Below are 13,897 nucleotides of genomic sequence, written 5' to 3' on the forward strand. Positions count from 1 at the left end.
CGGCGTTCGGAATGGACCAGTATGGCCTCGTCGGCGCAGGCGGCCTGGACGAAATCCTGTGCGGTCTGGCCGAGGCGGCGCTCGGGCGGCGGCAGGCCCAGGGTCTGACGCATGGGGCGCGACAGGAAGGGATCGGTCGGGGCGGCGTTGGGCCAGACGCCCTCCTCAAGTCCGGCCAGGATCATGCGGTCGGCGCGCACCAGCCGCGCCTCGATGGCGCCGAGGATGCGCAGGCGCGGCTGGTTGGCGCCGCCGGTGCGCACCGTCTCCTCGGTCAGCAGACCGCGCACGAGATCGGCGAACTCGGCGCGTGACACGGCGCCCAGCGACGCCCCGCCCTCGATCAGACCGGACAGCAGGGCGGCGGCCGCCTCGCCGTCGGGACCGGCCCAGGCGTCCTGACCCGCGAGGGTCTCGATCAGTTGCGTCAGGGCGCGGGCGGCGGCGTCCAGCGACGCCTCGGGCGTGAAGGCGGCGAGGGCGGCGGCGGACAGGGCCTCCAGCCGGTCGACCAGAACGCCGGCGGCGGCCAGGCGGGCGCGGGTCCCTTCGGACGGAACCTTGCCGTCCTCGCGGGTCTCGCCGGCCTTGAGCAGGGCGCGGCGCAGGCGGCTCCAGTCGCGATGGCGCGGACCGCGCAGGGCGTGGTGTTCGAGCGCGCGCAGGGCGAGGGCGGGATCGGTCTCGCCGAGGTCGAGCCGGACCAGCGGATGCTTCAGCAGGCCCAGCAGGGCGTGGGGGTCCATCGGCGTCGCCACGAAGCGGACCGCGAGGTCGACCAGCCGGCCCGCATCCATGCGCGACAGCGGCTGGCCGGACGAGACGTCCGCGGCGACGCCCCATCGCTCCAGCCGGGCGGCGACGCGGCGGCCCAGGGCGAGGTCCGGCGTGACGAGGGCGCAGGTCCGGCCCGGGGTCTCCAGCGTCTCGCGCATCATCAGGGCCAGGGCGGCGGCGGCGTCCTCCTCGGCGCGGACGGTGACGACCGACAGGCCTTCCAGTCCCTGGGCGATCGGGTCGGCCGACTGTTCGCGGAAGGCGTCCGCGCGCAGGGCGCCGATGACGGTGCGCCAGTCGTCGGTGGCGTCAGCGGGGCGCAGGGCCTCGTTGATCAGCCGCTGGCGGGCGCGGCCGCGCGCCTCGGCAACCGGGCTCTCGGCGGGCTGGAACCACGGGCGGACGTCCTCGCGTTCGGCGCGGCCGTCCAGCAGCCGCCACAGGGCGTTCTGCGGATGCTGTTCATTGTCCCCCAGCGTCGCCCAGACCGCCGGGTCCAGCTCGCGGTCGAGGCCCGGCAGGACGACGCAGCCGCGCGGCGCGGCGGCGACGGCGGCCAGAACATCGGCGGCGGCGGGGGCGGTGCCGGTCGAGCCGGCGGCGATGACGGTCTGGGTCGGCGGCCGCTCGGTCCATGCCGTGGCCAGCAGGCGCAGCAGCCGGGCGCGGCGCCAGGCCGGATCGACCAGACCCATGGCCTCCAGCCGTTTCGGCCAGGCCTCGACGGCGAGGGCGAGGAATTCGGCGGACTCGCGCCAGTGTTCGGCGAGGTCGCCTTCGACCAGGGTCGCGACACGGTGCAGGTCCTCGATCTCCTCCAGCTGGCAGGAATCGAGGAAGCCGCCCAGGGCGTCCGCCATCTCCAGCGCGCGCAGGGGCGACAGGCCCGGACGGAAATCCTCGACGATCATCCGCGCCATCTCGAAGCGGCGCGTCAGCGGGGCGATGGCGGGCGGCAGGTCGAGGCCCAGCTCGCCCGGGGCGAAGGGCGGCTCGTCCTCTTCCAGATCGCCGAGCGGGCGGACCTGGGGCAGCAGCAGGGGGCGGCCGCCCGCCTGTTTCGACAGGGCGGCGGTGAAGGCGCGGGCGGCGCGGCGGTTGGGCAGCAGGATGACGGCGTCCGACAGGGCTTCGGGCGGATGATCGCCCAGCCAGTCCAGAACGCCGGCGGCCAGATCCTCAAGAAAAGGCCGCCGCGCCTCGATGGCGTACCAGCGCGGGCGAGGCGGCAGGAACGGATCGAACCGACTGCTCATTTCCTCGCCAGTTTCGCCTCGGCCTCGTCGCGGGCCTGGGGGTCGCCGACGTGCATCCAGTCGCCGTCGAGGACGCAGCCGTACAGGCGGCCGGCGGCGGCGGAGCGGCGCCAGAAACCGCTCAGCGAAAAGGGGCCGTCGGGGCCGTCGGCGACATAGTCGGGACGGCAGATATGGACGCCCATATAGGCGAAGGGCGCCGAGGCCGCCTCGCCGCGGAAGGTCAGTCTGCCGTCGTCGGCGAGGAAGAAATCGCCGTCGCCCTCGAAGCCGATCGAGCCTTCGCGTCTCGCGAGAAGAAGCGCGGCGTCCATGATTGACGGATTCCACAACCGGGCGAGTTGATTCAGCGCATCGCCCCTCGGGTCGGTCCAGACGCTGTCGATGTTGGCGACGAAGACCGGATCGGGGCCCAGCAGGTCCGCCGCCTTCTTCAGTCCGCCGCCGGTTTCCAGCAGTTCGGCGCGCTCGTCGGAGACGACGATCTCCGGCCCGCGGCCGCGTCCGGCCAGATGGCCTTCCAGCCGCTCGGCGAACCAGTGGACATTGACCACGGCGCGTTCGACGCCCGCGTCCGCCAGCCGGTCCAGCACGTGATCGATCAGGGCCCGGCCGCCGACCTCGACCAGGGCCTTGGGCCGGTCGTCGGTCAGGGGGCGCATGCGGGTGCCGAGGCCGGCGGCCAGCACCATGGCGGTCTTCGGGGCGCTCATCCGCGCAGGCCCGCGGGCATGTGCCGGTCGAACCAGGCGGCGACGGCCTCCAGTCCCGGCTTGCCCAGATTGGCGTTCAGATGAGCCCAGACGCGGGGCATGAAGGCGGCGTAGCGCGGCTTGCCGTCGCGGGCGATGAGGCGCGCGAAGACGCCGAGAATGCGCGCCTCGTTGAGGGCGGCGAGGGCGTGGTAGTCGCGCCGGTAGGCCTCGCGGTCCACCATCATGACCTCGCAATAGTGGGTGAAGCAGACGGCCTCCAGTTCGGGCGGCACGTCGCGGCGGGCGTCCTGCAACAGGGAGTGCAGATCCCAGACGGGATGGGCCAGGACCGCGTCCTGGAAATCGATCATCCCGACCCGGCGCTGCCAGGCGCGGTCCGGCAGCCAGATCAGGTTTTCGGCGTGGTAGTCGCGATGGGCGGTCACCCAGGACTTCTGCTCGCCCATGGCCGCGACCGGCGCCCAGACGGCCTGCCATTCCTCGAGCGCCGCCGGACCGAAATCGAGCCCGGGGTGCAGCTTCGGCATCCACTGGACGAACAGGTCCGCGCCCCCCTGAAGCGCGACGGCGTCATATTTGAGCAGGGGCCAGCCGCCGCCCGGGCCGGGCATGACGTCCGGATACAGGCCCGTGAGATGGAGACGGGCCAGGGCGTCCACGGCGGCGAGGTAGAGCGGGGCCTGCGGTTCTCCCTCGTCGATGACGCGGGCGAACAGGTCGTCGCCGAAATCCTCGATCACGGCCAGTCCGTTGCCGACGTCGACGGCGATGATGTCCGGCGTGGAGAGGCCGGCGTGGCGCAGGTGGTCGGCGACGGCGGCGAAGGCCTCGATCCGGCCGGCCGAGAGGCGGGCGACCGCGTTCCAGCCCGCCGCATGCCGCTGCTCCGGGGTCCAGGCCGGGTCACAGGGCTGGGACTCGGCCGACGGGGGCTGATCCATCAGCATCAGGGTCGCGCCGGACGGCGTGGTCAGCCGCTCGTAGCGCCGCGTCGAGGCGTCGCCGGCGAGGGGGGTGCGCGTCGCCTCGGCCAGGCCGGCCGATCGCAGGAAGGCGAGACGGAGGTGTTCGCGGTCAGGCATGAAGGTCCTTCAGTTTCGTCTCCCATGCGCCTGCGCCGGACAGGGTCGCAACCCGGCCCTCGCCCTGTTCCGTGAGGGTGACGGCCAGGATGTCGGGACCCAGCCAGCGGGCCGGGTCGTCGCCCAGACGCTCGGGCCATTCGATGACGGCGCAGCCGTCATCCAGCGCCTCGTCCAGACCGATCTCCGCCGCCTCCTCGGGCCGGGTCAGGCGGTAGAGGTCGAAATGGGCCACCGGCGGCTCGCTCTCATAGAACTGCACCAGGGTGAAGGTCGGCGAGGGCACGTCCTCGTCGGGCCGGGTCAGGGCCCTGATCAGGCCGCGCGCCAGGGTCGACTTGCCCATGCCCAGCGGGCCGTACAGCAGCACCGTCTCGCCGGGCTCGAGCCGCGGGGCGATGGCGGCGCCGAGGCGGGCGGTGGCGTCGGCGTCGGCCAGGGACAGGGACGGGGCGGCGGTCTCAGGCAAAGTCGGCGTCCGGCTGGCTGGGCAGGACCCGTTCGGTGAAGGCCTTGAGGCCGTAGGTCGCCTTGACCGCGTCGATGTCGAGCCGCGTCGGCGGCACCGGCTTGCCGACCTTCAGCTGGAAGGGCTTGCGGCGCTTGTTCAGCAGCTCGTGGAACAGGGTGATGTCGCGCAGCTCGGGCGAGATCCGGTCGAAGAAGTGGAACAGGCGCGAGGTCGGCCCGGCGACGTGGATCGGCACGATGGGGGCGTCGTATTTGCGCGCCAGGGAGGCGGCGGTGGGGGCCCATTCGGGATCGGTGACCGAGCCGTCCTTCGCCACCCGCGCCAGCCGTCCGGCCGGGAACATGACGACGCAGCGTTCGGCCTCGAACGCCTCCTTCGCGGCCTGGAGGGTGGCGCGCGTCTTTTCCCGGGTGCGTTTGTCGACCACCCATTCGACGGGGATGACGGCCTCTCCCAGCCGGGGCGAAACGCGCAGGGCGTCGGCGTTGGCGAAGAAGACGGCGTCGGCGCGGCGGGCGCGGATGGCGTCGAAGACGGCGATGCCGTCGGCGATGCCTGTGGGATGGTTGGCCACGACGATGCAGCGGCCCGTCGCCGGAATCCGCTCCGGATTCATGACCGCGACCTTCAGGTCCAGCAGGTCGCTCATATAGTCGAGCGCCCCGGCGCCCGAGAGCGGCCTGACCGCGTCGGCCATGCGCACGGCGGCGCGATAGTTGAGCAGCTTGTAGAGGACCGGCCGGACCAGCGGCCAGGCGAGGGACGCCGTCAGACGCGGCGCGCGCTCGGCGATCAGCACGTCGCAGACATGCGGTTCCCGGCGGGTCGGCGTGAGGGCGACGGTCTGGTCCATTCGACGCCGGTTGTCGCCGCTCCCGGGCCGCTCGGCAAGCGGCTTGGCGGGAGGGGCGGGCGTGTTAAGTCTGGCGGACAGGCTCAGGGGATGCGGATGGCGATCAGGACGGGACATCGGGTCGGCGCGGCGGCGCTGCTGTGGATGGCGGGCGCGGCCGGGGCGCTGGCCCAGGCGCCGGCGCCGGCCTCCTCCGGGCCCGCGGTGGCGCCGACGGCGGCGGGCGGGCTCAGCCCGGAGCAGCTGGCCGTGATGGAGCGGGTCGCCGATCCGCGCCTGTCGCCCGACGGGGCGCGCGTCCTCTACACGGTGCGCACCACGGACTGGGGCGGGAACAAGGGGGTCAGCGCGGCGTGGGTGATCGAGGCCGACGGGACCCGCCGGCGTCTGGCCGCCTCGGACGGCGGGGTCTCCAGCGCGCGCTGGAGTCCGGACGGGCAGGCGATCTATTTCCTGTCGTCGCGCGGCGGCTCCAGCCAGGTCTGGCGCATGGACCGCGACGGCCGGGCGGCCGTGCAGGTGACCACCCTGCCGGTCGACGTCACCGCCTTCCGCCTGACGCCCGACGGCCGGACGCTGGTCGCGGCCCTGCCGGTGTTCGCGGACTGCGGAACCCTCGCCTGCACCAGCGACCGGCTGAAGGCGCAGGGGTCGGCCGTGTCGACGGTGCGCGCCTATGACCGGCTGCCGCTGCGGCCGTGGGACAGCTGGAACGACGGCCGCCGCAGCCATCTGTTCGCCCTGCCGCTGAACGCCTCGGGTCTGGCGGCCGGCGAGCCGCGCGACCTGATGGCCGGCGTCGACGGCGACACGCCTTCGCGGCCGCTGGGCGACGACAGCGAATTCGTCATCTCGCCGGACGGGCGGCGCGTCGTGTTCTCGACCCAGATGCAGGGCCGCGAGGAGGCCTTCACCAACGACCTCGACCTCTACAGCGCCTCGATGGAGGGCGGGCCGGCGGTCAATCTGACGGACGGCAATCCGGCGCCGGACACCAATGCGGTCTTTTCGCCCGACGGTCGCCGGCTGGCCTGGCTGGCGGGGCGGCGCGAGAACGTCTTCGGCGATCAGGCGGTGGTCATGGTCGGGAACGCCGACGGTTCGGGCGCGCGGGCGCTGACGCCGGACTGGGACCGCGGCCCCGGCGCCCTGCGCTGGCGCTCGGACGGACGGGCGCTCTACGCCGTCGCCGCCGAGAACGGGCAGCAGAAGCTGTTCGAGATCGACGCCCGGACGGGGGCCGTGCGTGCGGTCACGGACGAGGGCACGGTCTCGGCGTATGACGAGACAGGCGGACGGCTGGTGCTGTCGCGCGAGGGCTTCGGCGGGCCGGCGCAGATCGTCGACGCCTCGGGCGAGGCGCCGCGCGTCCTGACCGACCACAACGCCGCGGTCCTGGCGGGGACCGACCTGCCGGAGGGCGAGAGCTTCACCTTCCCGGGCTGGAACGGCGAGGCGGTGCAGGGCTGGGTGTTCAGGCCGGCGGGCTATGTCGAGGGTCGGCGCTACCCCGCGGTCTATCTGATCCACGGCGGACCCAAGTCGCCCTGGACCGACGGCTGGAGCTACCGCTGGAACCCGCAGATCTACACGGGCGCCGGCTATGCGGTGGTGATGGTCAATTTCCACGGCTCGCCGGGCTTCGGCCAGGCCTTCACCGACGCCATCAACGACCACTGGGGCGACCGGCCGCTGGAGGATCTGCAGAAGGGCTGGGCGTCCGCTCTGGCGGCCAACGCCTTCATCGACGGCGACCGGGCCTGCGCGCTGGGCGCGTCCTACGGCGGCTATATGGTCAATCTGATCGCCGGCAAGTGGAACGGGCCGTGGCGCTGTCTGGTCAACCACGCCGGGGTGTTCGACGTCGGCCAGCTGATGAACGCCATGGACATCTCGACCTTCGTCGCCGAGTTCGGGGGACCCTCGTGGGAGCGGGCGGACCTGTACCGCGACTTCAGCCCGAACACCTGGGTCGGCGACTGGTCGAAGCCCATGCTGGTGCTGCACGGCTCGCGCGATTTCCGGGTGCCGGTGGAGCAGGGGCTGGGGACCTTCTCGGCCCTGCAGAGGCGCGGGATCGAGAGCCGGTTCGTCCATGTGCCGGACGAGAACCACTGGGTGCTGAAGCCGCGCAACTGGGTCGACTGGCAGCAGGAAATCCTGAACTGGACGGCCCACTACACCGCCGCCCCCTGATCGCCTTTCGTCCCCCGCCGCGTGGTGCTACGCCAGCGGCCGAGACTGACGACAAAGTCACCGAGGAAACCGTTCATGCGTCACCGTTCCCTGCTCGCCGGCGCCAGCGCCGCCCTGGCCCTGTTCGCGGCCGTTCCCGCCCTCGCCGAGGCGCCGCCCGCAACGATCCAGGCGGCCGACGCCTTCGACTACAAGGACATGATCTCGGCCAACCGGCTGGCTGATCCGCAGGTGTCGCCGGACGGCCGCTGGGTCGTCTACGCCGTGACGACGACCGACGTGGCCGCCAACCGCCGCGCCGGTTCGCTGTACATGATGGACCTGAGAGACGGGGGCGAGGGCCGCAGGCTGGCGATCAGCGAGGGCGGGGCCAACACCGCGCGCTGGGGGTCGGACGGCAGGCTGTATTTCCTGTCGGGCCGCTCGGGGACCAGCCAGGTCTGGCGCGCCAACGCCGACGGGACCGGTCCGGTGCAGGTCACGGACCTGCCGCTGGACGTCAACGCCTACCGTCTGAGCCCCGGCGCGGACAGGGTGGCGGTGTCGCTGGCCGTCTTCCCCGAGTGCGGCGACCTGGCCTGCACCGTGGACCGCGCCAAGGCCGTCTCGGACGATCCCTCGACCGGCCAGGTCTATGACCGGATGTTCGTGCGTCACTGGGACACCTGGAACGACGGCACCCAGAACCACCTCTTCGTCCAGTCGATCGGCGCCAACGGCCGGGCGACGGGCGCGCCGGTCCACGTCACGAAAGGCTTCGACGGCGACACCCCCTCCAAGCCCTTCGGCGACGAGAGCGAGTTCACCTTCGCCCCTGACGGCCAGTCGATCGTCTTCTCGGCCCGCCTCGCCGGCCAGAGCGAGCCGTGGAGCACCAATTTCGACCTGTGGCGCACCAACGGCCTGTCGGGCGACGGCACGTTCGAGAACCTGACGGACGCCAACGACGCCTGGGACACCGGCCCGGTCTTCTCGCCGGACGGCCGGACGATGGCCTACCGCGCCATGGCCCGCCCGGGCTTCGAGGCCGACAAATACGCCATCTTCCTGCGCGACGTGGCGACGGGCCAGACGCGCCAGATCGCGGCCGACTGGGACCGCTCGGCCGACAGCCTGCAATGGGCGGCCAACGGCAATACGGTCTATGTCACCGCCGGCGACGTCGGCCAGACGCGCATCTTCGCCATCGACACGCGCAACGGCGTGGTCACGCCGGTCACGGGGCCGGGACATGTCTCGGCCTTCGCCCAGACGCCGTCCGGCTTCGTCTACGCCCAGGACACGCTGACGCGTCCCAGCGAGCTGTTCGTCAAGACCTTCCGGGGCCGCGAGATGCCGCGCCGGATCACCAATGTGAACCCGCAGCTGGACGACCAGGCCTTCGGCGAGCCGGAGCAGTTCAACTTCGCCGGCTGGAACGGCGAGACGGTGCACGGCTATGTCATCAAGCCCGCCAACTATGTCGAGGGCCGCAAATATCCGGTCGCCTTCCTGATCCACGGCGGACCGCAGGGTTCGTTCGGCAACGGCTGGTCCTACCGCTGGAATCCCGAGACCTACGCCGGCGCCGGCTATGCGGTGGTGATGATCGATTTCCACGGCTCGACCGGTTACGGCCAGGCCTTCACCGACTCCATCAGCCAGCACTGGGGCGACCGCCCGCTGGAAGACCTGCAGAAGGGCTGGGCCGCCGCCCAGGAGCGCTACGGCTTCCTCGACGGCGACAACGCCTGCGCCCTGGGCGCCTCATACGGCGGATACATGATCAACTGGATCGCCGGCCGCTGGTCCGACGAGTTCAAATGCCTGGTCAACCACGACGGCGTCTTCGACATCCGCGGCATGGCGTACGGCACCGAGGAGCTGTGGTTCACCGAGTGGGAATACGGCGGCACCCACTACGACAATCCGCGCGGCTATGAGGCCTTCAACCCGGTCCACCACGTCGACCAGTGGAAGACGCCGATGCTGGTGGTGCAGGGCGACCTGGACTTCCGCATCCCGACCTCGCAGGGGCTGTCGACCTTCACGGCGCTGCAGCGCCGCGGCGTCGAAAGCCGGCTGCTGTTCTTCCCCAACGAGAACCACTGGGTGCTCAAGCCGGCCAACAGCCTGCAGTGGCACAACGAGGTGTTCGGCTGGCTGGACAAATATCTGAAGCCTGCCGAATAGACAGGCCGAACGACAAAGGGGCGCGTCCGCATCGGGCGCGCCCTTTTTGTCGGTCCGACCCGAATCCGGGCGCCGCCTGAGCCTTTCCGCCGCTTCGCGCGTTGTGGAGGCTTCGACGGAGTACCGCGTGTGCCCAACCCCTTGAAAGACCATCCGAACTGGCTGGTGGTGCGCGACCGCGCCCTGGTCCCGGCGGGCGCGTGGGCGCGCAATCGGCGCGACTGGGTCGTGGCCAATGACGCCGTCTACACCAGCTTCCGCCGCCCGGGCCGGCCCGAGCAGATCGCCGCCACGGTCACCCTGGTCCTGATCGCCCTGATCGTCGTCTTCCTGATGCTGTTCGACTGGAACTGGCTCAGGGGGCCGATCGGCCGCTGGGCCTCCGCCAAATACGACCGCGAGATCGTGCTGCAGGGCGATCTCGACGTGAAGCTGTTCAGCTGGACCCCCTCGGCGCACGTCCGCCGGGTGCGCGTCGGCGGGCCGGACTGGGCGAAGGAGAAGGACACCCTCGCCGTCGAGGACGCCCTGGCCTCGGTGCGTCTCATGCCGCTGCTGTCCGGACGGATCGAGATGCCGCTGGTGCAGATCACCCGCCCCGAAATCGTGCTGATCTCTACGGCGGACGGCCGGAAGAGCTGGATGCTGGATCCGGACAAGCCCGACACCGGCCCGTTGCGGCTGCCGCCGATCAACAACCTCGTCATCCGCGACGGCAAGGTCTTCCTGGATGAACAGGGCCGCAAGATCCGGCTGAACGCCACCGTCAATGCGCGTGAGGGAACCGACGGAACCGCCGGCTTCCATCTGGAAGGACAGGGAACGATCAACGGCACGCCCCTGACGCTGGAGGTGCGGGGCGGGCCCTTCATCAACATCAAGCGCAACCGGCCCTACGGCTTCAAGGCCGAGCTTTCGGGTGTCGGGTCGCGGCTGGTCGCGGACGGCTCTATCACCCGGCCGTTCGACCTGGGCCAGTTTACCGCGACCCTCAGCCTCGAGGGCCGCGATCTGGCGGACCTGTATCTGCTGACGGGCATCACCACGCCGAACACGCCCCGCTATCGCCTCAGCGGCAAGCTGACCCGGGACGACACGGTCTTCACCTTCAACGACTTCAGCGGCCGGGTCGGTTCGTCGGATCTGTCCGGCGACCTGAAGGTCTACAAGACCGGCGACCGGCGCCAGGTGGAGGCGCAGCTGTATTCCCGGCTGCTGGACATCGACGACCTGGCGTCCGTGCTGGGCGGCACGCCGCGCGTCACGCCGTCGGGCAATACGGTCGTGACCTCGGGCGTCCCGGGCAAGCTGCTGCCGGACGCGCCGCTGAACGTCGAACGCCTGCGGGTCATGGACGGGACGCTGACGTATCGCGCGGGTCAGGTGAAGCGCAACGAACTGGACGTGCGCCGGGTCAATCTGGGGGCCCAGCTGAAGGACGGAATCCTCAACCTCGATCCCGTGTCCTTCGATTTCAACCGTGGCGAACTGGACGGCACGGCGCGCATCAACGCGACCAAAAAAATCCCCTACACGACCGCCGACTTCCGCCTGCGCGGCTATCCGCTCGAATCGATCATCCCCGCGCGCAACGGCGCGCCGACGGTGACCGGTCGGGCCATAGGGCGGGCCAAGCTGGAGGGTTCGGGCGCCTCGATCCACGACTTCGCCGCCAATTCCAAGGGCACGATGAGCCTCGTGGTGCCCCAGGGCCAGATGCGCGCCGCCTTCGCCGAACTGCTGGGCATCAATGTCACCGCCGGCCTGGGCAAGCTGCTGTCCGGAGACACGGGGACGTCCGAAATCCGCTGCGCCGTGGCCGACTTCACCGTCAGCGGCGGGACGGCTACGGCCCGGACCTTCGTCATCGACACCACCCCGGTGCTGGCCAAGGGAACCGGCACGATCGACCTCGGGGCCGAGACCATGAACCTGCGCATCGACGGCGAGACCAAGTCGCCGCGGCTGATCCGGTTGTGGTCGCCGATCACGATCAGCGGCCCGCTCACGGCCCCCAAGGTCGGAATCGATGGCGGGGCGGTCGCCGGGCAGGTGGGTCTGGGCGTGGTGATCGGGGCCCTGATCAACCCGCTGGTCGCCCTGCTGCCCTTCGTCGATCCGGGTCTGGCCAAGGACGCCAACTGCGGCGCCCTGATCTCCTCGGCGCGATAAACCGGCGGGCGGTTGAGCCGGGACGGATTTCCGTGCGTATCTGCGCGCGTCTCCGTCTGACTCCAGGGAATGCATGACCCGCAGAGGCCTGTTCGCCCCCGCTCTCGGCCTGATCGCCGCGGCCTGCTCGCCGCTGGCGGTGCTGAACGGTCTGGGGCCGCGCGATGCGGGCGTGCGGCGCGTGGCTCGCGACATCGCTTACGGAGACGATCCCCGTCAGAAGATGGACATCCACGCCCCCGTCGAGGCGGGGCCCTGGCCGATGCTGGTCTTCTTCTACGGCGGCGGCTGGGACAGCGGCGAGGGGCGGCTCTACGCCTGGGCCGCGCAGGCGCTGGCGGCGCGGGGGTTCGTGGTGGCGACGCCGGACTACAGGCTGGTCCCGCAGGTCCATTTCCCCGCCTTCATCGAGGATGCGGCGGCGGCCACCGCCATGGCGGGCGAGATCGCGGGCCGGTACGGGGCGGACCCGGGCCGGCTGGGGGTCATCGGCCATTCCGCCGGGGCCCATCTGGCGATGATGATCGCGCTCGACCGCCGCTACATGCTGGCGGCCGGCGCGCCCGATCTGATCAGGGCGGCGGCGGGTCTGGCCGGTCCGTACGACTTCCTGCCCTTCGACGTGCCCGCCTCGATCAACGCCTTCCGGCGCGTTCCCGACCCGACCCTGACCCAGCCCGTCACCTTCGCCCGCGCCGACGCCCCGCCGCTGTGGCTGGGCCACGGTACGGAGGATGTCGTGGTCCACGCCGAGGACAGCACCATCCTGTGCGACCGGATGAAGGCCGTCGGCGGCCGCTGCGAGGCGAAGCTCTATCCGGGCCTGAACCACGCCGACCTGATCGCGACCTTCTCGCCCCTGTTCCGGCGGAAGGCTCCGGTGCTTGAGGATGTGACGGCCTTCCTGCACCGCGAGCTGGGTTGAGCCAGCCACCCCGTTCGTCATTCCGGGGCTGGGATCGGCGCAGCCGGACCAGAACCCGGAACCCAGGAGGCTGACGCTAATGTTCGCGGCGCGTCACGCTACTAAGTCCAGTCACCTGGGTTCCGGGTTCCGCTGCGCGGCCCCGGAATGACGGGAAAGCGTGGCCGTCTCGCCAAGGTCATCTTCTTCCGCTAGAGGAGGCCATGACAGAAACGATGAACCCAACGGCGGCGCTGGACCGTCTCGAAGAACTCTACAACCAGTCCGTCTCCAACCTGCGCACCGCGGTGGGGACCTTCCTCCGGACCGGCGAACGCGCCGATCCCGAGGCCCGGGCCAAAGGCCTGTTCTCCTATCCCGAACTCCGGGTCAGCTGGTACGGCGAGCGGCCGGCCAATCTGGAACAGCGCGCCTTCGCCCGCATGTCCCGCCCCGGGGCCTATTCGACCACCATCACCCGGCCGGACCTGTACCGCCCCTATCTGCTGGAACAGCTGAGCCTGCTGGAGGCCGACTACGGCGCCACCTTCGACGTGCGCCCGTCGGAGCAGGAGATCCCCTTCCCCTATGTGATGGACGGCTCGGACGTCGCCCTCGACCGCAGCCAGACGGCCGCCGTCGCGCGCTATTTCCCGACCACGGACCTGGCCCATATCGGCGACGAGATTTCGGACGGCCTGTTCGACCTGACCAGGGACTTTCCGCTGGCCCAGTTCGACGGCCTGCGCACCGACTTCTCCCTGGCCCGCCTGCGCCACTACACCGGCACGCCGGTCGAGGATGTGCAGAGCTACATCCTGTTCACCAACTACAATCGCTACGTCGACGAGTTCGTGCGCTGGGCCTGCGCCCAGATCGCCGACCCCAACAGCGCCTATGACCGGCTGGTCTGCGCCGGCGGCATCGTCATCACCCGCGACACGCCCAATCCCGAGACGGCGGTCATGGACGCGGCCTGGAAGAAGCACCAGATGCCCGCCTACCACCTGACGGCGCCGGGCTGGAAGGGCATCACCCTGGTCAACATCGGCGTCGGCCCGTCCAACGCCAAGACCATCTGCGACCACCTGGCCGTGACCCGTCCCCACGCCTGGATGATGATCGGCCACTGCGGCGGGCTGCGTCCCTCGCAGAGCATCGGCGACTATGTGCTGGCCCACGCCTATCTGCGCGACGACCATGTGCTGGACGCGGTCCTGCCGCCCGACATTCCGATCCCCAACATCGCCGAGGTCCAGCGCGCCCTCTATGACGCCGCCAAGATCGTCTCCGGCGC

Annotated in this window: 10 protein-coding genes; 5 read left to right on the plus strand and 5 right to left on the minus strand. The window is 70.9% G+C overall.

All coding sequences use genetic code 11. The features are described from left to right. From addB to V6M42_RS00445, 5 genes are all read right to left on the minus strand, one after another. The coding region (gene addB, locus V6M42_RS00425) for a double-strand break repair protein AddB (RefSeq protein WP_332676409.1) at nt 1-2,033 on the minus strand (2,033 nt) is incomplete at its 3' end. Further along, nucleotides 2,030-2,746, minus strand: a complete 717-nt coding sequence (gene murU, locus V6M42_RS00430; RefSeq protein WP_332658992.1) for an N-acetylmuramate alpha-1-phosphate uridylyltransferase MurU — start codon at nt 2,744-2,746, stop codon at nt 2,030-2,032. The genes murU and addB, both read right to left, overlap by 4 nt. Continuing rightward, nucleotides 2,743-3,831 (minus strand): N-acetylmuramate/N-acetylglucosamine kinase AmgK, encoded by a 1,089-nt coding sequence (gene amgK / locus V6M42_RS00435; protein WP_332676411.1) that lies wholly within the window; start codon nt 3,829-3,831, stop codon nt 2,743-2,745. The genes murU and amgK overlap by 4 nt, the downstream gene beginning before the upstream one ends. Then, nucleotides 3,824-4,300, minus strand: a complete 477-nt coding sequence (gene tsaE, locus V6M42_RS00440; protein WP_332658994.1) for a tRNA (adenosine(37)-N6)-threonylcarbamoyltransferase complex ATPase subunit type 1 TsaE — start codon at nt 4,298-4,300, stop codon at nt 3,824-3,826. Before tsaE ends, amgK begins: the two co-directional genes overlap by 8 nt. Next, a complete protein-coding gene (locus V6M42_RS00445; RefSeq protein WP_332658995.1) occupies nt 4,293-5,156 on the minus strand; it encodes a GNAT family N-acetyltransferase in 864 nt (287 codons plus the stop codon). Before V6M42_RS00445 ends, tsaE begins: the two co-directional genes overlap by 8 nt. Nucleotides 5,157-5,252: 96 nt before the next feature. Between V6M42_RS00445 and V6M42_RS00450 the strand changes: the two genes are divergently transcribed. The 5 genes from V6M42_RS00450 to V6M42_RS00470 form a co-directional block, all read left to right on the plus strand. Next, nucleotides 5,253-7,352: a S9 family peptidase gene (locus V6M42_RS00450; RefSeq protein ID WP_332676413.1), complete on the plus strand. Its 2,100-nt coding sequence runs from the start codon at nt 5,253-5,255 to the stop codon at nt 7,350-7,352. Between the two features lie 75 nt (nt 7,353-7,427). Beyond that, a complete protein-coding gene (locus V6M42_RS00455; RefSeq protein WP_332676415.1) occupies nt 7,428-9,524 on the plus strand; it encodes a S9 family peptidase in 2,097 nt (698 codons plus the stop codon). A 129-nt stretch (nt 9,525-9,653) separates the two neighbouring features. Further along, nucleotides 9,654-11,696 (plus strand): AsmA family protein, encoded by a 2,043-nt coding sequence (locus V6M42_RS00460; RefSeq protein ID WP_332658998.1) that lies wholly within the window; start codon nt 9,654-9,656, stop codon nt 11,694-11,696. Between the two features lie 73 nt (nt 11,697-11,769). Then, nucleotides 11,770-12,621: an alpha/beta hydrolase gene (locus tag V6M42_RS00465; RefSeq protein ID WP_332658999.1), complete on the plus strand. Its 852-nt coding sequence runs from the start codon at nt 11,770-11,772 to the stop codon at nt 12,619-12,621. Between the two features lie 203 nt (nt 12,622-12,824). Beyond that, nucleotides 12,825-13,897, plus strand: a 1,073-nt coding sequence (locus V6M42_RS00470; RefSeq protein ID WP_332676418.1) for an AMP nucleosidase, incomplete at its 3' end; no start/stop codon positions are given.

This window comes from Brevundimonas sp., from assembly GCF_036677305.1.
Lineage (GTDB): Bacteria > Pseudomonadota > Alphaproteobacteria > Caulobacterales > Caulobacteraceae > Brevundimonas.